The organism is Streptomyces sp. NBC_01618, from assembly GCF_045209435.1.
Classification (GTDB): Bacteria; Actinomycetota; Actinomycetes; order Streptomycetales; family Streptomycetaceae; genus Streptomyces.
The window spans coordinates 923,012-941,919 of record NZ_CP109297.1 but is presented as its reverse complement, the minus strand read 5'-3'; the positions used below and the strand labels follow the sequence as shown (position 1 = coordinate 941,919).

Here is an 18,908-nt window from a genome sequence, read left to right as displayed (position 1 = left end):
ACACCATGACCTGCTGCGCCCCCGGCTAGGGTCTGTGAGCTGCCTACAAAAGGGACCGCTCATGTCCTTCGCCCCGTTCGACTGGATCGACGACGAGGCGCGCCGCCGCGCGGACGCCGGACTCGTCCGTACGCTCCGCCCCCGGCCCGCCGAACCAGAACTCCTGGATCTCGCGAGCAACGACTATCTGGGCCTGACCCGGCACCCCGAGGTCACCGCTGCCGCCGCCGAGGCCGCCCGCCGGTGGGGTGCGGGTGCGACCGGATCGCGCCTCGTCACCGGCTCCACCGCCCTGCACGCCGAACTCGAACACGAACTGGCCGAATTCTGCGGGTTCGAGGCGGCCCTGGTCCTGTCATCGGGGTACGCGGCCAATCTCGCCGCCCTCACCGCGCTCACCGGCCGCGGCTCGCTGATCGTCTCCGACGCGGGCAACCACGCCTCGATCGTGGACGGTTGCCGGCTCTCCCGGGCCGAGACCGCCGTCGTGCCGCACGCCGATCCCGACGCCGTGCGCAAGGCCCTGCAGACACACGACGGCCGTGCGCTGGCGGTCACCGACTCCGTCTTCTCGGTCGACGGCGACGCCGCGCCGCTGCCCGAACTGGCCGACGCCTGCCGGACGGAGGGCGCCGCACTGCTCGTCGACGACGCGCACGGCCTGGGCGTGCTGGGGGGCGGCGGCCGGGGTGCGCTCGCTGCCGCCGGTCTCGCGGGCGGCGACGGCATCGTCACCACGCTCACCCTCTCCAAGTCCCTGGGCAGTCAGGGTGGAGCGGTCCTCGGTCCGGCCCGGGTCATCGAGCACCTCGTCAACACGGCCCGGACCTTCATCTTCGACACGGGGCTCGCGCCGGCCGCCGCGGGCGCCGCACTGGGCAGCCTGCGGCTGCTCGGCCGCGAGCCGGAGCGCGCCGAACGGGTCCGGGACGTGGCCACCGCGCTGTTCGAGCGGCTGACCGCCGCCGGCCTGACCGCGGTACGCCCCGACGCCGCCGTGGTCTCGGTACGCGCGCCCTCGGCGGACGCGGCGGTGCGCTGGGCGGCCGACTGCCGTACCGCCGGGATCGCGGTGGGATGCTTCCGGCCGCCGTCGGTGCCGGACGGCGTCTCCCGGCTGCGGCTGACCGCGCGCGCCGATCTGACCGAGGAACAGATCGCCGACGCGGTGGCGATCGTGCGGCGGACCGCTCCGGTCAGCTGACCGGACCCCGGTGCAGGCCGGAGACGAAAGAGGTCCAGGCCGCCGCCGAGAATCGCAGCGGTGGCCTGGACACATCCTTGGAGTCCCGCACGGCCAGCCGTCCGTCACCGAACGGCGCGGCATCCACGCAGTTGTTCATCCCCGTGCTGCGGCTGCTGCGCCGCCACCGTAACGAATGCTGTGCGAAGCAGTCCGACATGACGCCCTCCTCGGGCGGTCCGGGGTCACTGATCGTCGCGATCGATCGCGGCGATGAGGTCCAACGAGTGCTGCGGCGACAGCGCGTGCGCCTGCATCGTGCGGAAGGCCGAGCTGTACGCCTCAAGGTCTTCTTTCCGCTCCAGATAGAGGCTACTCGTCAAATGGTCGAGAACTACCACGTCCAGATCAGAAGTGTTCGGAAATGAGAAGATAACGAAAGGGCCGGTGAGGCCGGCATATTCACCGACCGAGAACGGAAGCAACTGAAGCTGAACGTGGGGAAGTTGAGCCACGCGGGTCAGATGGCGCAGCTGGTTTCTCATCACTCGGCGCCCGCCGACCCGGCGCCGCAGTACCGCCTCGTCGAGCACCGCGCTCAGCCGCAGTGGCGGATCGGTCCGCAGCACCCCCTGCCGGGCGAGCCGTACCTCCACCAGGGAGTCCAACTGGCCCGCGGGTAACCCGTCCAGCGACGCCCGGGTCACCGCACGGGCGTAGTCCGCCGTCTGCAGGAGCCCGGGCACCACCGAGGTCTCCAGGGTGCGCGCGGTCCGCGCCTGGGACTCCAGGCTGATGAAGTCGCGGTACTGGGGCGGAATCAGACCGCGATACGCATGCCACCAGCCGGTGCCGCCACCGCCCGCCGAACCCGCCAGGCCCTCCAGGAGCGTCCGCAGTTGCGGGTCGTCCACACCGTACGCGTCCAGCAGCCGTGCCACGTCGGCCGGCCGCACTCCACTGACACCGGTCTCGATCCGGCTCACCTTCGACTGGTGCCAGCCGAGCATCCGCCCGGCGTCCCGGCTGGTCAGCCCCGACGCCAGCCGCAGACTCCGCAACTCCTCCCCGAGCTTGCGGCGTCGTACCACGGGACCGTGCCGCATCGGCGGCCTCCCTCCCTTTTCCCGCTCCTTCTCCTGCCGAGCGGACAGTGTGACGCCCGCATACGGTTTTGCGGGGCAGGGTTCACCGCATTGAGCGACAGATATATGCATATCTTGGTGGATCGCCGCCGGAGGGGCAGCATCAATGGCAATCTGGCGCGAAGCACAACCGGGACCGATGGCGAGTCGGTCCGGGTGGAAAGGGACGGCTCGCCATGGCAGAGCACCAAGAAGCAAGCATCACTCTGCCGAGCGAGCCGGTCTCGGTCGCGGTGGCTCGGAGATATGTGGACCGGGTGCTCACCGAATGGGGCCTGGCCACCGCGACGGAGTTCGCCGACGGCATTCGGCTCATCGTCTCGGAGCTCGCGACCAACGCCGTTCAGCACACCTTCGGACAGTCGCCCACCTTCACCGTGGACCTGAGGCTGGAGCGGGAGGAACAGCTGCAGTTGGGGGTGACGGACAGTCACCCGCGCTGGCCCCGGCGGCTGCCCGCCGCCATCCAGCAGGACAACGGACGGGGCATGGTGATCATCCGCTCCCCGGCCAAGGAGTGCGGAGGCCGGCTCACCGTCGCCCTCACCGCCGACGGCGGCAAGACGGTCTGGATCGCGCTCCCGTGGAGCATCCCCGTACAGAACAGACGGGCCTCCCGATCCGTCGCGTTCCCCGGGCAGGCCGACGGCTCGCTCGCCGACCGAACACCTGGGGCAACGCGCTAGATTGACGGACCGATCCTTGTCCAAAGGCAGTTGGAGACGCACGGTGACCGAAGTCGTACTGTTTCATCATGCTCAGGGCCTTACCCCGGGCGTGACTGCCTTTGCCGACGAACTGCGCGGTGACGGGTTCACCGTGCGTACGCCCGACCTGTACGACGGCCGTACGTTCGACACCCTGGAGGCGGGGCTGGCGTATGCGGAACAGATCGGCGTCGAGGACATACTCGATCGCGGCACGCGGGCGGTGGCCGACTCACCGGCGGGGCTGGTCTGCATCGGATTTTCCCTCGGTGTGCTGCCCGCGCAGAAGCTGGCGCAGACGCGGCCCGGCGCACGCGGCGCCGTATTCGTCCACTCGTGCGTGCCGAGCTCCTTCTTCGGAACGTGGCCATCGCAGGTACCGGTCCGCATCCACGCCATGGAGGAGGACCGTCTGTTCACCACCGAGGGCGACGCGGACGCCGCCCGCGCACTCGTCGACGAGGCCCCCGACGCCGAGCTGTACCTCTACCCGGGCGACCAGCACCTGTTCGCCGACAGCTCGCTGCCCTCCTACGACGCCGAGGCTGCCACGCTGCTCCTCGACCGCACGCGGACGTTCCTCCGCTCCCGGTGAGCTGCGCCCGGCGGCCGCCCGATCACCCGCTCTCGCCACCGCGTCAGCGGACCCGACCGTAAGAGACGCGCTTCGTCCAGATCTTCTCCAGCCGGACCACCGCACCGGTCCTCGGCGAGTGCCAGATCTTGCCGTGACCGGCGTAGATCCCCACGTGGTAGACGTGGCGGCCAAAGTGGAAGAAGACCAGATCGCCGCGTTGCCTGTGCGAGGCCGGGATGTGGCGGGTCTTGTTGTACTGCTGCTGGGCCGTGCGGGGGAGCTTCTTGCCGGCCTTCTTGAACGAATAAGCCGTCAGCCCCGAGCAGTCGAAGCGGTTGGGGCCGATGGCCCCCCACCTGTACGGCGACCCCTTCTTGGACGCGGCGACCTTGAGCGCCTTCATGGAGAGAGTTGCCGCCTGGGCCTCCGTTGCGGCGCCCGGGGCGAGCATGGTGCCGCCGACGGCGGCCAGAGTCAGAACCGAGGCCGTGCCGGCCCGGGCGAGCAGAGACGGGACATGAACCTGCGCAGTCATGCGCAACCCTTCGTCAGCCGCCTGTGAAGGATGACCTGTCGGGTTCGGGCTGGCGAAGTTGCCCGGCCGCGCTCGGCGGCTTCACCCCGAGGGTCGACCGGTGATCCGGCCGACCCGTTGTGCTCGGGTCCTCCACTCCTGCCGATCCACTTCTGTCGACCAGACATCCGGACGGCGGCAGGACTCGGCGTCCGCCCGGACCGCCCCGTCGCTGTGGCGGGGGCTTGTCGTCCCAGGGATCTTGACTCACCGACTGCCGGATTTCCGAGGAGAAACGACGAATCGTGAGTCTCCTCATGGCTGACCCGTTCGGGTGGAGCCGACGATTCCGAGAGCGCCGACGGTTGTTCGGACCGGTCCCGTACCAGGGCTGGAATCCCAGATTCCGCTCATTGTCCACTCGAAGAACGCAAGTGGAGAAATCTCTCGCGAGAGGGACTTTCTACGCCGAAAGAGCTAGGAATTTCGATGCGACCACCGGGCGTGTCGCGAAGGGGAGTTGGGTGCCTCCGGCCGGGGCGGGTTGCGGGGAGCCCGGCTGGTCCCGGCCGGCCCGGCGGAAAATCGGTTGATCAACTCGTCGGATCGGGGGGTACGGTGACGCGTCCGGCCCGCCGTTCTCCGTCCAGCACCCGCAGCGCCCGGGCCAGGGTGGCGGCGTGGATCCGTGCTTCGCCGCGCTCGTGCATCAACGTGAGGGCGTCCCGCAGCGCGCCCGCCCGTGAGGCCAGTGCCTGTGCGGCCCGCAGTGCGGAGTAGGTGTCGTCGCCGCGGGCCGGGTTGATCCGGCCCAGTTGGTCGAGGACTTCGAGATAGCGGTCGATGAACTCGCCCTCGGCGCGGGTCAGCGCGGGCAGTGGTGGCAACTCCGGTGGTCGCATCGGGCGTTCACCGTGCGCCGTGCGGCGGGAGTGACGACTTCCGGTTCTCCATGATGTGGTCCACCAGGCCGTACGCCTTGGCGCCGGGGGCGTCGAGGATGAGATCGCGCTCGATGTCGGAGGCGATCTGCTCGGCGCCGCGGCCGGTATGGCGGGCCAGCAGTGAGGTGAGCATCTCGTGGACCCGTTCCAACTCCCGCGCCTCGATCTCCAGATCGGAGGGCTGGCCCTGCACCGGATCGGTGAGCGCGGGCTGCTGTACGACGACCCGCGCCCCAGGCAGCGCGTGCCGCCTGCCGGGAGCGCCCGCCGCGAGCAGCACCGACGCGCAGGAACCTGCCTGACCGAGGCAGTAGGTCTCCACCTCGCAGGTGAGGTACTCCATCGTGTCGTAGATCGCCGACATGGCCCCGAACGAGCCGCCGGGGGAGTTGATGTAGAGGGAGATGGGCCGGTCCGGGGCGGCGTGTTCCAGATACATGAACTGGGCGACCAGGTCATTGGCGGCGGTGTCGTCGACCGGGGTGCCGAGGAAGACGATCCGTTCGGCGAGCAGCTTGGAGTACGGGTCGAGGGTGCGGGTCCCGTTGGTCGTGCGCTCGGTGAACTCGGGCAGCACGTAGCGGGCGGCAGGACGGAACAGCATGAACGATGCCTCTCCTCCGGGATCTGTACGGGATTCGCGTGAGCGGACTCTGTGCGAGCACCTGTAAAAAATGTACAGGACGTACAGAAGGTTATGATGGGGAGCATGGCCTACGAGATTCCGGTGACGCAAGCCCGAGCTGAGCTCGCCGAACTGATCAACCGCGTCGTCTACGGCGGCGAGCGAGTGGTCGTGACACGGCACGGCAAGCCCCTCGTGGCGCTCGTTTCGGCCGCTGACCTGGAGCGACTCGAAAACGGAGGGGCGGCGGACGAGGAGCAGGTGATCAGCTCGGTCTCCTCGATCGGCTCCTCCGTGTCCGCTCCCGGCGAACGGAGGCGTTTCGGCATCGCGGCGGAACACCGGGGGCATTCCGAGCCCGGCGCCTGAGCGCGGCGTCCGGGCCTGACGCCTGAGCTCGCAGCCCGGGCTCGGCGCCTGAGGGTGCCGCCGACGACCCGTGACGTGGAATGCCGCAGCGCCCCCGGCCGTGGCGGGGCTTCGGGGGCGCTGCGGCATGCCTGAACGGGGGCCGGGCTGCCAGGGTGGCTCCGGGGCACCGGCCCCCGATGTGCCGCTCGGCCGGGTGCCGCGTGGGCTGTTCGAGGGCAGGGTGTGTGGTGCGGCCGCCCACGGTCTGCGTCTCAACGTCGCCGCCGGAACGGCCGTGCGCTTCGAACCCGGCATACCCGTCGACGTCGAACTCGTTCCCCTCGCCGGACGGCGCATCGTCCCCGGCCTGCCGGACCCGGGCCGGAAACGGCCCGTACGCCCGGGTCACCGTCGTCGGAGTCATGAGCGCACCGCTCGACGGCGACCGGCTCGCCATCGAGGCGTGGGTCGGGGACGGCGCCCGGCTCACCGTCGGCTCGGCGGCGGCGACCATCGCCCTGCCGGGGCCGGGGCCGGCCGCCGAACCCGCCACGTATGACATCGAGTTGAGCGTGGGGGAGCAGGGCGGGCTCTGCCAACTGCCGGAGCAACCCGTCTCGGCGCACGGCAGTGCCCTGCGCATGACCACGCGCGTCGAACTCGCCCCCACCGCAAGGCTGGTGCTGCGCGAGGAGCAGATCCTCGGCCGGCACGGCGAGAGGACCGGCACCTTCACCAGTCGCCTCACCGTGCGTCGCGCCGGCCGTCCGCTGATCGACCAGCAGGTCGCGTACGGGCCGGGAGCACCCCAAGGACGGGACGGCGCGGTCGTACTGGGCGGCCATCGAGCCGTCGGTCAACTCCTCGTCGTAGACCTGGCGTTCAGTGAGAAATGCCCCGAAGCGCGCCTGCTGGGACCAACGGCAGTCCTCACCCCGCTCGCCGGTCCGGGTGTGCTGGTGACCGCGGTCGCCCCCGACGCTCGCCTGCTGCGCAGGGCCCTGAACGAGGCTCTGAACGACGTACTCCACACCCCGGCAGGCTGAACACCGCTCAGCGGGACACGGATGTCCGGTTATGGATTCGGTAAAGAAGTGGGTGTGTGGCCTGTTCCCAGGAACCTCACAGACGACAGGATCCGCGGGAGGTCCCGAATGAACCGCGCCGCCACCGGCGGCGCTTCAGATATGGGGGAGGTTCCACTTGAGACGCACAGCAGCGCTCGGCTCGGCCGGCGCTCTGATCGCGGGCACGCTCATAGCGGGCGCGATATCCGCACCGGCGGCCACGGCCGAAAGCCGTCACCACCAAGGTTCCGAGGCGCATGGTGTCGAGCTCGCCGCGGCACGGGCGGCCAGGGCCGGCATCGACTGGAAGGACTGTCCGGCCGACTGGGCCCTGGCCAAGCCGATCCAGTGCGGCTGGGTGACCGTACCGCTCGACTACGCGAGGCCCGACGGCAAGCAGATCAAGCTCGCCGTCGACCGGCACGTCAGCACCGGCACCAAGGTCGAGCGGCAGGGCGCCCTGCTCTACAACCCGGGCGGCCCCGGCGGTTCGGGGCTGCGGTTCCCGACCCGGATCACCAACGAGAACCCCCTCTGGGCGAACACGGCGAAGGCCTACGACTTCGTGGGCTTCGACCCGCGGGGCGTCGGCCACTCCGCGCCGATCTCCTGCGTCGACCCCCAGGAGTTCGTCAAGGCCCCGAAGGCCGACCCCGTACCCGACTCCGAAGCCGACAAGCGTGCCCAGCGCAAGCTCGCAGCCGAGTACGCGGACGGCTGCGCCGAACGCAGCGGCGACATGCTGCCGCACATGACCACGCCGAACACCGCACGCGACCTGGACGTCATCCGCGCCGCCCTCGGTGAGAAGAAGCTCAACTACCTGGGCGTCTCCTACGGCACCTATCTCGGCGCGGTCTACGGCACGCTCTTCCCGACCCACGTCCGCCGCATGGTCGTCGACAGTGTCGTCGACCCGTCGAAGGACAACATCTGGTACCAGGCCAACCTCAACCAGGACATCGCCTTCCAGAAGCGCTGGGACGACTGGAAGGCATGGGTCGCCGAGAACGACTCCGCCTTCCACATCGGCAACACCCCCGCGAAGGTCGAGGAGGCGTGGCTGAAGCTGCGCGCCAGTGCCAAGAAGAACCCGATCGGTGGCGTCGTCGGCCCCGCCGAACTCATCGGTTTCTTCCAGAACGCGCCGTACTACGACTCCACCTGGGCGCTCGTCGCCCAGACCTGGAGCGACTACCTGGGCGGCGACACCCGGGCACTGGTCGACGAGGCGGCCCCGAACATGTCGGACACCGCGGGGAACATCTCCTCGGAGAACGGCAACGCCGTGTACACGGCCGTCGAGTGCACGGACGCCAAGTGGCCCACCAGCTGGCAGAAGTGGGACCGCGACAACACCAGGCTGCACAAGGACTACCCGTTCATGACCTGGGCCAACGCCTGGATGAACCTGCCCTGTGCGACCTGGTCGGCCAAGCAGCAGACCCCGGTGAACGTCAAGACCGGCAAGGGCCTGCCCCCGGTGCTGATCGTGCAGTCCACGCGTGACGCCGCCACCCCGTACCAGGGCGCCGTCGAACTGCACAAGCGCTTCGAGGGCTCGCGCCTGATCACGGAACGGGACGCCGGCTCGCACGGTGTCACCGGTCTGGTCAACCCCTGCATCAACGAGCGGGTGGACACCTACCTGCTCACGGGCAGGACCGACCGCGACGACGTGACGTGCGCCCCGCACGCCACACCCAAGCCGTAGCGGTCACACCCAGCGGTCCCGAGTAACGGGAACGGGCGGCCCCGGAACCACCGGCCGCCCGTTCTCGCGTCACCGGTTCCGCCTCATGCCTGCCGGTCGTACGCCGCAAGCCAGGCGTCCTCCGCCGCGTAGTCGAAGAGCTTCGCCCCGTACGACCGCAGCACGGCGGGATAGGCCTCCGTCCAGTCCCTGCCCGCCAGTTGCGCGGCGATCCACTCGACCGTCTCCGGAAGCGACTGAGCGTAACCCGTCACCGGCCGGTACCCGAGCTCCCGCTCGGCGGCCGCCATGTCGTACACGACGGGATGGGGGCAGCTCCACGGCGTCTCCCCGACGCCGTCCTCCCCGGGTGCGCCCGCCATCAGCGCGGTCTCGGTGCTCCGGCCGAGCACCGCGTCGACGGCCGCGCCGATCTCCGCGACCGTCGGCGCCTGCGGATCCCCGGCATTGAGCACCCGCGAACCCGGCCGCCCGGCGGCGAGCCGGATCAGCTCGGCCAGGTTGGCGGAATGAACCGGGTGGAACCGGGACGCGCCTTCGTACGAGAGCACCCGTCGCTCCCGGCCATCCAGCAGCCTCTTCACGAAGTACAGCTCGCGCGGGGAGCGGCAGTACGGCCCGTGAATCGCCCCCGCGCGCAACAGCGTGACCGGCAGCGCGTTCCCCACCGCCAGTAGATCCTGCTCCAGCTGGACCTTCCGCGTCCCGTAGGTGGCATCACGGGCCGGAACGGTGCGCCGGGTCTCCGGGATCGGCACGGGGTACCGGGGAAATCCATCGGGCTCGTCCTGCGTATCGAAGCTGCGCCCCTGATCGTCCTCGTACACCGCACCGCTGGAGATGACCACCGCCGAACCGATCCGGTCCGCGAGGCCGGTCAGCTGCCGGGCGTGGTCCGCGCCGTACGCCACCATGTCGACCAGTACGTCACAACCGTCGCCCAGGGCGGCCGCGAGCGCCCCGTCCTCGTTCCGGTCGAGAGCCTTCGTGCGCACCGCGTCGTCCCACCGCGCGTCCCGGCCGCCGCCGCGGGAAGCGGCCGTCACCTCCCAGCCGTCCTCGACGAGCGCCCGTACGGCCGCTCGCCCGATCTGTCCCGTCGCTCCCAGAACCCATGCGTTTCCCTTGGTCATGAGAGGCACGCTAGGCCCGGACCGCGGCCCGGACGAGCGGAGTTCACCCTGCGCGGATCCGCCGTCAGCGTCGCAGTTTCGGGAACTTCTTCGACTGCCCGGACTGCTTGGTCTGCCTGGTGTGCTCGTCCTGCGCGGCCTTCACCTTGGCCGCGTACTCGTCGACGTACTCCTGGCCGGAGAGCGTGAGGATCGCGTACATGATCTCGTCGGTGACGGCCCGGATCGCCGCCTTCTGGTTCTCCAGACCGGCATAGCGGGAGAAGTCCAGCGGCTCGCCGAAGCGGATGGTGACCCGCTTGATGCGCGGAACGACCTGTCCCGGCGGCTGGATCTCGAACGTGCCGACCATCGCGCACGGCACCACCGGCACCTGCGCCCTGATCGCCATCACGGCCACGCCGACCTTGCCCTTGTAGAGCCGGCCGTCGTGCGAACGGGTGCCCTCGGGATAGATCCCCAGCAGCTCGCCCCTGCTCAGCACCCCGAGCCCTGCGCGGATCGCCGCCTGCCCTGCCTCCTTGCCGGACCGGTCCACCGGAATCTGGCCGATGCTGTGGAAGAAGGCCGCCGTCAGCCGCCCCTTCACTCCCGGCCCGGTGAAGTACTCCGCCTTGGCGAGGAACGTGATGCGCCGTTTGAGGATCGCGGGCATCAGAAAATGGTCGGAGAACGACAGATGGTTACCGGCGACGATGGCCGCGCCATGCTCCGGGATGTGCTCCAGACCCTCGATCCTGGGGCGGAAGAACAGCCGGAGAAGCGGCCCGATAAAGACGTATTTGAGCACGTGATAGAACACGGGGCGGCTCCCAGCTCGGTCGGATAGGCTCCAGGGCTGCATCCCGCGAGGTCGGCGGACACCTCACAGGGGAGGACAGCCTAGAAGACTGCTGAAAATCTTGTTGAGGGGCTGTTTGGCCGTAGGCCGGGCGGCCCCTTCTTCGTCATGGGGTGGCCGGGGCGAGGTGCCAGGTGGTGTTGGTGCGGGTGAGTCCGAGGTTGATCAGTCGGCGGAGGTTGAGGGCGGCGGCGCGGTGGTGGAGTGCGATGTTGTTGGCGATGACGCCTCGGTAGCGGACTCTGCGGTTGCCGTGGGCGACGAGCCAGGCGATGGCGCGTTCGACCGGGGGCCGCCATCGGCGGTATTCGTCCTGCCAGGCGGTGTCGGTGGCGGCCTGGACGCGGGCTGCGGTCAGCAGTTCGTGCTGAGGGTGGACGTTGATAACCCGTCCGGTCTTGGAGGTTGTGCAGCGTTCCCGCAGCGGGCAGCCGGTGCACAGCCGTTTGAACTGGGCGGTGCGGCCCCGTCGGCCTTGGTGCGGCCCAGGTTCGCGGTCTGTCCGGCCGGGCAGGTCACGGTGGCGGCGTCGGTGTCGACGTGGAAGTCGTCGATGGTGAAGCCTCCGGGGACGGCCTGCCGCAACGGCGGCGGCTTGACCACCAGGACGTGGCCCTGGGCGGTCAGTTGTTCACGCAGGTCGCCGGTGCCGTAGGCGGAATCGCCGAGCACGGTCAGCGTCTCGCCCTCGCTGTGGTCTTCGTCGGCCAGCAGGTCCAGCGCGACGGCGGCCTCGTGGTTGTCCGGCCCGTAGCCGCTGGTTAACGCGACGGCAGTGAACAGTCCGGCCTCTGGCTCGAAGGACACGTGCCCTTTGAAGCCCTCCTGGTGGCGGGTTCGGTTCTTGTGGATGTGCCGGGCATCGGGGTCGACGGTGGACACCGTCCGGTCGGGCACGGTGCGCATGGCGATGCGCCAGCGTCCGTCGCGGCCGTCGGAGTCCTCGGCCGGCTCCACGTCCTGGCCTGCGACGAGGGCGAGAAGGCCCACCGCGTTCGCGGCCCGCTCGCCCAGCTCACGCTCGGGAAGACGGCCGAGCATGTTGAGCGCGTCGGTCACCAGGGCGTCGACCAGCGCCTCGCGGGCGGCTTCGTCATTCCAGGCGATCCTGGGTTTGCCGGGGTCGGTGTAGTCGTGAGCAGTACACCACCGGCCGGCGACCTCGCCGGCGCCGGGGACCTCACGGATCACCCGGCGGATCGCGGCCACGATCTGGGTGACGGTGTCCTGAGTGGCCACCGCATCGTCCAGGACGGTGGAGTCCAGCGCCCGGCGCTGCTTTCCTCTGAGGACACCGGTGGCAGTCACCACCTCTTTGACCTTGGTGAAAATCCGCGTCGGGTCGGCCGAGCGGGCGAGCCGGCGCCGGAAATAGGTCAGCAGCGAGGGATCGAAGGCGGTGTCGTACAGGCCCAGCCCGCAGGCGGCCTTCCAGCGCAGGTCACACCGCAGTTCCTGGACTGTCTCGAAGTCCGACAGCCCCTGCAGGCTCTGCAGTACCACCGTCGCGGCCAGCACCTGCGGCGGCAACGACGGCCGTCCGTTGGCCGACGGATACATGTCCGCGAAGAACTCTGGCGGGAACAGCACCTCACGATGCTCGGCCAGGAAAGCGAACACACTCCCTGCCGGGATCAACTCCCGGCAGGTCTCCCACACATCCGGCCCGACCATCTCCCCGGCCCATTCCCCCTGCATGCTCACAAGACTGGCCCCGGACCTGCCGGTCCGGGGCCAGAACGCAAAAGATTTTCAGCAGTCTTCTAGGTGCAGCTGACGTCTTGTGTATTGGTCCTCGGGCGCGTCGACGCCGGCGCTGTGCCGCCTTTGGCGACCCGGCGTCAGGCCGGGCTCTCTGTGCCGCGGCCGGTGTCGGCTGCCGACCACTGCAGGAGGAATCGGAGTGCCTCGTGGGAGGACGAGCCGGGTTCCGTGGTGTAGGCGGTGAGCTGTTGGTCGGGGTGGATGTCGACGGAGAACTGCTGGACGTCGAGGGTGAGGGCGCCGACGACCGGGTGGAGGTAGGTCTTGGTGAGCTGCCGTGGACCGCGCACCTGGTGGCCGGCCCACCATGCGCGGAAGTCCGGGTCGCGGACGCCGAGTGCGCCGACCAGTGCGTTCAGCGCGGGGTCGTGAGGCGTACGACCGGCCTCCATGCGCAGCACGGCGACGCATTTCGCGCGCGGCGCGGGGCCGGTCCGCGTACAGGGCGTGGAAGTTGTCGTCGAGTAAGCCCAGGCGGCGCGCTGTGGTCGCCACAGTGGCGGCAAGGGCGGACCTGCGCGGGGCGATCGGCTTCACTTCGTTCGGCGTGCCGGCCTACTACCCGGGCACCCCCTTGTGAGAAGTGACGAAACCGATATCGGCTTCCGATTCTTCGTCGCCCCCAGGCAATTGACCTGGCGGCTCGACGCCGTCCCGGTCCCGGCCTTGACCTTCGAGTCGATGGCGTCGGTGCTGGGTCTGATGGCAGCCGAGGCTCGGAATCGGGCCGAGCGGCCGTGGGTGGAAACCGAGCGGATCACGGCGGAGTTGACCGGCGGCTGCGGGCCGTCGGTGTCAGCGGTTGCGCGGGGTGACCAGGCCGGATTCGTAGGCGAGGACCACGAGTTGGGCGCGGTCGCGGGCGTGGAGTTGGGCCATGGCCCGATTGATGTGGGTTTTTGCGGTCAGTGGGCTGATCACCATGTGTGCGGCGATCTGGTCGTTGGTCAGGCCCTGCGCGACCAGGGCGACGGCCTCGCGTTCGCGGCTGGTCAGCCCGTCCAGCTCCGTGGCGGTGCCGGTATGGAGGGGCTGGGTGACGTACCGGTTGATGAGCTTGCGGGTGATCGACGGTGCGAGCAGGGCGTCGCCGCGTGCGGCGACACGTACGGAGTGGAGGAAGTCCTCCGGCACGATGTCTTTGACGAGGAATCCGGCAGCGCCGGCGCGCAGCGCGTCGAAGACGTACTCGTCCAAGCCGTAGTTGGTCAGGATGACGACGTGTACCCCGGCCAGGGTTGGGTCCGCGGCGATGAGCCGCGTCGCCTCGATGCCGTCGAGGACCGGCATCTGGATGTCGATGAGCGCGATGTCGGGCAGGTGCTCTTTGGCGAGGGCCAGGCCCTCGCGCCCGTCGGCGGCCTCGGCCACCACCTCGATGTCGTCTTCAAGGTCGAGGAGCGCGCGGAATCCGCTGCGCAGGAGTGGCTGGTCGTCGACCAGCAGGACGCGGATCATGATGTTCCGTCCGCGGGGAGTTCAGCGTGGACGGTGAAGCCGCCCTCGCTGCGCGGTTCCGCATGCAGGCGACCGCCGAGGGCAGTGACGCGTTCGCGCATGCCGAGCAGCCCGACGCCGGACGTCGCTGAAGATCCGGTCGATGGCTGCGCGAATACGCGCGCGTTCGTCGGTGGCCGGGCTCATGGGGGCGCTTTCGCAGCCGGTGACGCGGTCACGGCTGTGGGCTTCGGCCTGAGAACACAGGCGTGCGGAAGACTCCTGTACAGCCGCTCGGCAAGAGGCCCCGGCACCGCCTCAGAGTCCGCTTGATGCTCCAACACGGCCGTACGTTGCCGAAGTTGCTCTGGATGCTGGTCGGCGCGGGCGGCGCTGGTTGCGCCGGAACGTCTGGCGGCCCGTGGGCGTGGACCGGCTCACCGGCAGGCGGCCGACATCGTTCGGGGTTCTGGACGGCGGTCTAAACTGGGAAGGTTCGCAAGCGACCCCGGGAAATGGGAGGGACGACGGTGGCGACAGGCGTCGACAGCTTCGAGGACCCGCCTGCCGAGGTACTCGCGGAGGCGGCCGCGGCCTTCGGGCTGCTGGCGTCCTCGGCGCGGCTGCACATCATGTGGACGCTGGCCCGGGGCGAGAGTGATGTGAGCGGACTCGCGGAGCGGGTGGGCGGCGCGCTGCCCGCCGTCAGCCAGCACCTGACGAAGCTGAAGCTCGCCGGTCTCGTGCGTTCCCGTCGCGAGGGCCGACGGATGGTCTACTTCGTGGACGACCCCGATACCGTGACCGTGGTGCGGCTGATGGTCGGCCAGTTGACCGCGCGCGCCGATGCTACGTCCGCACCGGTGCGCGCGCTCCGCGGGGCCGGCGCCCGAGACCACTGAGGGGCCGGGAAGGCGGGTTTCCGCTCAGCCGTAGGAGAGGTCGGCGCCGGCAGCTGCCGACGCCGTCTCGTCCGGGGCTTTGCCGTCGGCGTCCTCGCTGTTGGCGTCCTTGCCGTCGATGGTCCGGTCGACTTTCTGCGCCGCCCACAGGGCGTGGGCGTCCGGTTCGACGACTGCGACCCGTGCCCCTGGTACCACCAGGGAACGGCCACGAACTTGGTGTTGTGCAGGTCGGTGTACCTCATCGTCATCGCGAAGGACAGCAACTGGTCGGCTGATCCCAGGCCGGGGTCGACAGTCATGGACCGGGTTGCGGCGTCCGCGAGCGGCACGAGCTTGGTGCAGGTGCCTGCCGGACACCGCTCGGGCCGTGGGAAGCCGCTCCGTAACGACGTCACCCGCTGAACCGGGCACGGCGGCGCCATCAGGGGCTGGCGCCATCGAATCCGTACCTCAGCGGCTCACTCCGCACCCGGGGATCCCGGCGATAGAGGTAGAGGGCCTCCACCCGCATGTCCCCGGGCGGGGAATCCGGTTGGCAGGGGTAGGTGACCTGCAGCACCGCGGGCCGGTCGGTGACCCGCGTCCATGCCCCGTCCGCGGGGCCGCCTTCGAGCTTCGCGCGCTCCCAGCCGGTCAAGTCGTTCGCATCCATGCTCATACTTTAGTTATTGCGCAATCTTTAAACTATTGTGAAACGCGTCACTCCGGTACTCAATCGCGGGCCCTGACGCAACTCGACCACGGGGAGAAGCAGTACACATGGGCGTCGGCCTCGCCAAGGGCCAGAACGTCTTCCTCAACCAGGTGGGCGGTCACATGGCCCGGTCAGTGGCCCGCTGTCGCCGCAGCGGTCAGGTCGCTGTGGATGACGCGGGCCGCTCCTTCGATGGTGTCGATGCCGTAGTCCATGGTGTGGTTGCCGCTGGAGAGGACGACCAGGCCGTAGTCGTGACCGTTTCCGGTGAAGGAGCCCACGCTGTGCACCCGCCATCCGTCGATGGCGCGCGGCAGCCAGCCGTTCTTGACCTGCACCCTTGCCGTGGCGGGTGAACCTGCGGGCACTCCCCACCTCTGGTCGGGGGCGACCCGGTGCATCAGATCGAGGGCGTACGCGCGCGAGGCCGGCGTGAGTACGGCGTTCTCCGTCGTCGTCAGCAGCTGCATCAGCCGGAGCTGGTCGCCGGCGGTCGTGCGGGTGAGACCCCAGCTCGCACCCGCACCGGGAACGGTGTGGAGCATGCCGGCCCGGGTGAGGAACTCCTGGAACCCGGCGGCACCGATCTGGCGCCAGAGGGCGGAGGTCGAGGCGTTGTCCGACCTGGTGATCATCGCGGTGGTCAGTTCCACCTCCCGCGGAGTCAGCTTGCGGTGTGCCTCCTCGGCCTGCTGCAGCAGTGCTCCGAGCACCGAGACCTTTACGACGCTGGCGGAGTCGAAGTGGGTGCCGGCCTTGAACTCGCAGGTGGTCCGGGTGCTCCGGTCGTAGAGGGCCAGCGACGATGTTCCCTGCCGACTGTCGAGGGCGCCGGCCACGTCGTGGGACAGCGCGGCGGCCAGGCCCGGCTTCTTCGACGTGCAGACGACCTTCGAACCGGCCGCCGTGGCACTGGCCGTGTCGGCGGAGGCCGGGGTGGCCAGGGTGAACGCGGTGAGCAATGAGCATGCGGCCAGGGCGGCGGCCAGACCGCGCCGAGCGCTGGTCGAGATGGGTGATCGGTACATGAAGGCTGTGTCCTGTCCCACGATGTGTCGGAGGTCCCGCGATGTGTCGGAGGTCGTCCCGCCGGACCTCGCCCTGGTCGGCTGAGGGGCGCGCTTCCGTCGCGTCTTGGCTCGCGACCGCGCAGTGAGGCGGGCCGCAGCAGGTTGCCGCCCTGGTGTCCGTTCGGGCCGCGGAGATGTGATGAAGGGGGTCGGGGGCAGCCGGACCAGACCGGATCCCCATTCATGGGCCAGGCCGACCCTACGCACCCGGGAGGCGGCCGTGTTGAGCATATTGGGGGATATGTCCGACATGAGGCGATATGTCTGCATGTGATATTCGTCAAACCGGCGCCTCGCCATCGACCCGCAGCCGTACGGAACCCAGCAGGCCGCTGACGCGCTGGCCCGGGAAGGCGAAGTGGGTCGGACTCGTCGCGTCCAGGCGGGGTGCCAGCGTCCCGAACACGGCGATGTCGAGGGTGTGGGCCCCGGGTCCGGCCGGCCCCGTCAGATCGAATACGTACGGGGAACACACCCGCACCCCGGCGGCCGCGCCGTCGACCCGCACCTGAGCCGTCCCGCGAACCCGTCCGAGGTCGAGCCGCACGCGCCCCGTGGCGGCTTCGGCGGGCAGGGGCACCACGCGGCGGTACCGCACGCCGCCGCTGTACTCGGCCAGGCCGCGCGTCTCCCAGTCGGCGAACGTGCTCCGGATGTCGTCGGCCAGCCGGTGGCGGCGCTCCTGGACGTCCTTGCGGCCCAGGACATCGGCCGCCTTTGCCGTGAGGCGGGCGCTGTGCGCGAAACAGGCTGTGGCGACGACGTCGCGCGGAGTGGGAGTGCCGGGGGCGAGCCAGTCCGCGAAGTGCGGACCCACCCGCCTGCGCCAGACCAGATCCGGATTATGACGGTGAATCAGGTCGATCCAGGCGCACATGCCCTCCAGCGCCCGGGCGAGGAACCACGGATCGTCGTAGCAGCGGTACAGGTGCCACGGGATGATCACTCCCGCGTCGCCCCAGCCCGGTGCGCCTTCGTCGCAGACGCCCACGAGACGCGGGGCGACGTTGGAGAAGCCGCCGTCGGGGGTGCGGGCGTCATCGATGTCGCGCAGCCACTTGGTGAAGAACGCGGCGACGTCCGCGTTGAGCGCCGCCGTCGGCAGGAACACCTGCGCATCGGCCAGCCGGCCGAGCCGCTCGTCGCGCTGCGGACAGTCCGTGGGCACACTGACGAAGTTCGAGCGCTGCCCCCACGCGACACAGTCGTGGAGCCTGCGCAGCTTCGCGTCCGAGCAGTCGAACTCCCCGGCCCACGGGGTGTCGCTGTGCAACGCCAAGGCGACGAAATCGGACTCGGGCGGCTCCGGAATCCCGCTGATTTCGACGTACCGGAAGCCGTGATACGTGAAACGCGGCTCGAACACGATGTGCGCGCGCCCGTCCCCGATGAGCACATCGGTCGCGGCGGCGGTGCGCAGATTGGCCGTGTACAGCCGGTCCGATCCGTCCAGCACCTCAGCATGGCGGATCACCACCCGCGCCCCGGCGGCGAGTTCACCGACCCGCAGCCGCACCCGCCCGGCTAGGTTCTGGCCGAAGCCGACGATGTGGGTGTCCGGAGAAATCCGCGTGACCGAGCGCGGGCGCAGCACGGCCGTCGCCCGCACGGGCTCGTCGACGGACGCCCCGAGCAGACGGTGATCGGCGTCCGTGACCAGGGCCGGCGACCAGCCGGAGTCGTCGAAGCCGGGCAGCTCCCAGCCGTCGGCGGCGTGGCGCAGGTCATGTGTTCCGTCGGGCATGGGGTCGCGCGCGTCACCGAACGGTGAGCGAACCCTTCATGTACGGATGAATGGTGCAGATGTACGGATAGGTGCCGGGTTTGGCCGGGGCGGTGAACGTGGCTGTCTTCCCGGGCGCGATATCACCGGTGTCGAAGGTCTTCCCGCTGGTGGCGCCGGTGGTGGCGGTCACCGTATGGGTCACGGCGTCCTCGTTGACGACGGTGATCCGGGCGCCCGCGGGGACCGGCAGCTGGGCCGGTGCGAACGCGAAGTTCTTGATCGTGATCCGTACCTTGCCGACCGGGGACGGCGAGGGCGACGAGGAGGTCGAGGGGGAGGCGGAGGTCGAGGGGGAAGCGGAGGCGGAGGGTGTGGCGGAGGCTGAGGGTGCGGTGCTGGTGGGCGACGAGCTGGCGCCACCATGGTGCGAACAGCCGACGAGGGCGGTCGCGCAGACGATCGCGGCGGCCGCGGTGACACCTGCCCGGCCGTGCAGAAGCGAAGCGGGCAT

20 protein-coding genes, 4 pseudogenes and 1 riboswitch are annotated in these 18,908 nt (G+C 69.7%); of the genes and pseudogenes, 8 read left to right on the top strand and 16 right to left on the bottom strand.

The window, feature by feature from the left end:
• The first annotated feature begins 61 nt into the window (after nucleotides 1–61).
• Nucleotides 62–1,204, top strand: coding sequence for an 8-amino-7-oxononanoate synthase (locus OH735_RS04535; protein WP_406379662.1), 1,143 nt, complete (start codon nucleotides 62–64; stop codon nucleotides 1,202–1,204).
• Here OH735_RS04535 and OH735_RS04530 read toward each other — a convergent pair.
• Together OH735_RS04530 and OH735_RS04525 are read right to left on the bottom strand one after the other, a co-directional pair.
• Entirely contained in the window at nucleotides 1,197–1,403 is a 207-nt protein-coding gene (locus OH735_RS04530; RefSeq protein WP_406379661.1) for a DUF397 domain-containing protein, read from the bottom strand. The genes OH735_RS04535 and OH735_RS04530 overlap by 8 nt on opposite strands.
• 25 nt (nucleotides 1,404–1,428) lie before the next feature.
• Complete coding sequence (locus OH735_RS04525; protein WP_406379659.1) at nucleotides 1,429–2,289, bottom strand: helix-turn-helix domain-containing protein; 861 nt, start codon at nucleotides 2,287–2,289, stop codon at nucleotides 1,429–1,431.
• 215 nt (nucleotides 2,290–2,504) lie between these two features.
• On the opposite strand from OH735_RS04525, the gene OH735_RS04520 reads away from it, so the two are divergent.
• Entirely contained in the window at nucleotides 2,505–3,014 is a 510-nt protein-coding gene (locus OH735_RS04520; protein WP_406379657.1) for an ATP-binding protein, read from the top strand.
• 43 nt (nucleotides 3,015–3,057) lie between these two features.
• The gene (locus OH735_RS04515) at nucleotides 3,058–3,630 is read left to right on the top strand and encodes a dienelactone hydrolase family protein (protein ID WP_406379655.1); all 573 of its coding nucleotides are present in this window, start codon (nucleotides 3,058–3,060) and stop codon (nucleotides 3,628–3,630) included.
• Nucleotides 3,631–3,673: 43 nt separating this feature from the next.
• Here the strand turns inward: OH735_RS04515 and OH735_RS04510 are convergent, their stop codons facing one another.
• The 3 genes from OH735_RS04510 to OH735_RS04500 all read right to left on the bottom strand — a co-directional run bounded on the left by OH735_RS04510 (nucleotide 3,674) and on the right by OH735_RS04500 (nucleotide 5,671).
• Nucleotides 3,674–4,147 carry a C40 family peptidase gene (locus OH735_RS04510; RefSeq protein WP_406379653.1) on the bottom strand — a complete coding sequence of 158 codons (474 nt, stop codon included), beginning with the start codon at nucleotides 4,145–4,147 and terminating at the stop codon, nucleotides 3,674–3,676.
• Nucleotides 4,148–4,150: 3 nt separating this feature from the next.
• Nucleotides 4,151–4,334: riboswitch (cyclic di-AMP (ydaO/yuaA leader) on the bottom strand.
• Nucleotides 4,335–4,719: 385 nt separating this feature from the next.
• On the bottom strand, nucleotides 4,720–5,028 hold the full coding sequence (locus OH735_RS04505; RefSeq protein ID WP_406379651.1) for a hypothetical protein: 309 nt from the start codon (nucleotides 5,026–5,028) through the stop codon (nucleotides 4,720–4,722).
• A 7-nt stretch (nucleotides 5,029–5,035) separates the two neighbouring features.
• A complete protein-coding gene (locus OH735_RS04500) occupies nucleotides 5,036–5,671 on the bottom strand; it encodes an ATP-dependent Clp protease proteolytic subunit (RefSeq protein ID WP_406386402.1) in 636 nt (211 codons plus the stop codon).
• Between the two features lie 108 nt (nucleotides 5,672–5,779).
• On the opposite strand from OH735_RS04500, the gene OH735_RS04495 reads away from it, so the two are divergent.
• The 4 genes and pseudogenes from OH735_RS04495 to OH735_RS04480 all read left to right on the top strand — a co-directional run bounded on the left by OH735_RS04495 (nucleotide 5,780) and on the right by OH735_RS04480 (nucleotide 8,827).
• On the top strand, nucleotides 5,780–6,064 hold the full coding sequence (locus OH735_RS04495; protein WP_406379649.1) for a type II toxin-antitoxin system Phd/YefM family antitoxin: 285 nt from the start codon (nucleotides 5,780–5,782) through the stop codon (nucleotides 6,062–6,064).
• A gap of 232 nt (nucleotides 6,065–6,296) precedes the next feature.
• Nucleotides 6,297–6,416 (top strand): annotated as a pseudogene (locus OH735_RS04490) (urease subunit beta); the annotation flags it as partial.
• Between the two features lie 52 nt (nucleotides 6,417–6,468).
• Nucleotides 6,469–7,092: an urease accessory protein UreD gene (locus OH735_RS04485; RefSeq protein WP_406379647.1), complete on the top strand. Its 624-nt coding sequence runs from the start codon at nucleotides 6,469–6,471 to the stop codon at nucleotides 7,090–7,092.
• Nucleotides 7,093–7,249: 157 nt separating this feature from the next.
• Nucleotides 7,250–8,827, top strand: a complete 1,578-nt coding sequence (locus OH735_RS04480) for an alpha/beta hydrolase (RefSeq protein WP_406379645.1) — start codon at nucleotides 7,250–7,252, stop codon at nucleotides 8,825–8,827.
• An 83-nt stretch (nucleotides 8,828–8,910) separates the two neighbouring features.
• Here the strand turns inward: OH735_RS04480 and OH735_RS04475 are convergent, their stop codons facing one another.
• The 6 genes and pseudogenes from OH735_RS04475 to OH735_RS04450 form a co-directional block, all read right to left on the bottom strand.
• Nucleotides 8,911–9,960 carry an NAD-dependent epimerase/dehydratase family protein gene (locus OH735_RS04475; protein WP_406379643.1) on the bottom strand — a complete coding sequence of 350 codons (1,050 nt, stop codon included), beginning with the start codon at nucleotides 9,958–9,960 and terminating at the stop codon, nucleotides 8,911–8,913.
• Between the two features lie 64 nt (nucleotides 9,961–10,024).
• Entirely contained in the window at nucleotides 10,025–10,762 is a 738-nt protein-coding gene (locus OH735_RS04470) for a lysophospholipid acyltransferase family protein (RefSeq protein ID WP_406379641.1), read from the bottom strand.
• Between the two features lie 145 nt (nucleotides 10,763–10,907).
• Nucleotides 10,908–12,499 (bottom strand): annotated as a pseudogene (locus OH735_RS04465) (IS1182 family transposase).
• A gap of 143 nt (nucleotides 12,500–12,642) precedes the next feature.
• A complete protein-coding gene (locus tag OH735_RS04460) occupies nucleotides 12,643–12,957 on the bottom strand; it encodes a hypothetical protein (RefSeq protein WP_406386401.1) in 315 nt (104 codons plus the stop codon).
• Nucleotides 12,958–13,360: 403 nt separating this feature from the next.
• On the bottom strand, nucleotides 13,361–14,023 hold the full coding sequence (locus tag OH735_RS04455; protein ID WP_406379639.1) for a response regulator: 663 nt from the start codon (nucleotides 14,021–14,023) through the stop codon (nucleotides 13,361–13,363).
• Nucleotides 14,020–14,148, bottom strand: a pseudogene (locus tag OH735_RS04450) (sensor histidine kinase); the annotation flags it as partial. The pseudogene OH735_RS04450 and the gene OH735_RS04455, both read right to left, overlap by 4 nt.
• Nucleotides 14,149–14,517: 369 nt before the next feature.
• Here OH735_RS04450 and OH735_RS04445 point away from each other — a divergent pair.
• Nucleotides 14,518–14,904: an ArsR/SmtB family transcription factor gene (locus OH735_RS04445; protein ID WP_406379637.1), complete on the top strand. Its 387-nt coding sequence runs from the start codon at nucleotides 14,518–14,520 to the stop codon at nucleotides 14,902–14,904.
• 39 nt (nucleotides 14,905–14,943) lie between these two features.
• On the opposite strand, the pseudogene OH735_RS04440 reads toward OH735_RS04445, so the two are convergent.
• From OH735_RS04440 to OH735_RS04420, 5 genes and pseudogenes are all read right to left on the bottom strand, one after another.
• A pseudogene (locus OH735_RS04440) lies at nucleotides 14,944–15,251 on the bottom strand (LytR family transcriptional regulator); the annotation flags it as partial.
• A 77-nt stretch (nucleotides 15,252–15,328) separates the two neighbouring features.
• Nucleotides 15,329–15,559, bottom strand: coding sequence for a hypothetical protein (locus OH735_RS04435; protein ID WP_406379636.1), 231 nt, complete (start codon nucleotides 15,557–15,559; stop codon nucleotides 15,329–15,331).
• Nucleotides 15,560–15,732: 173 nt separating this feature from the next.
• Nucleotides 15,733–16,629, bottom strand: a complete 897-nt coding sequence (locus OH735_RS04430) for a serine hydrolase (protein ID WP_406379635.1) — start codon at nucleotides 16,627–16,629, stop codon at nucleotides 15,733–15,735.
• 322 nt (nucleotides 16,630–16,951) lie between these two features.
• Entirely contained in the window at nucleotides 16,952–18,415 is a 1,464-nt protein-coding gene (locus tag OH735_RS04425; RefSeq protein ID WP_406379633.1) for a family 78 glycoside hydrolase catalytic domain, read from the bottom strand.
• A 13-nt stretch (nucleotides 18,416–18,428) separates the two neighbouring features.
• Nucleotides 18,429–18,908, bottom strand: a complete 480-nt coding sequence (locus OH735_RS04420) for a cupredoxin domain-containing protein (protein WP_406379631.1) — start codon at nucleotides 18,906–18,908, stop codon at nucleotides 18,429–18,431.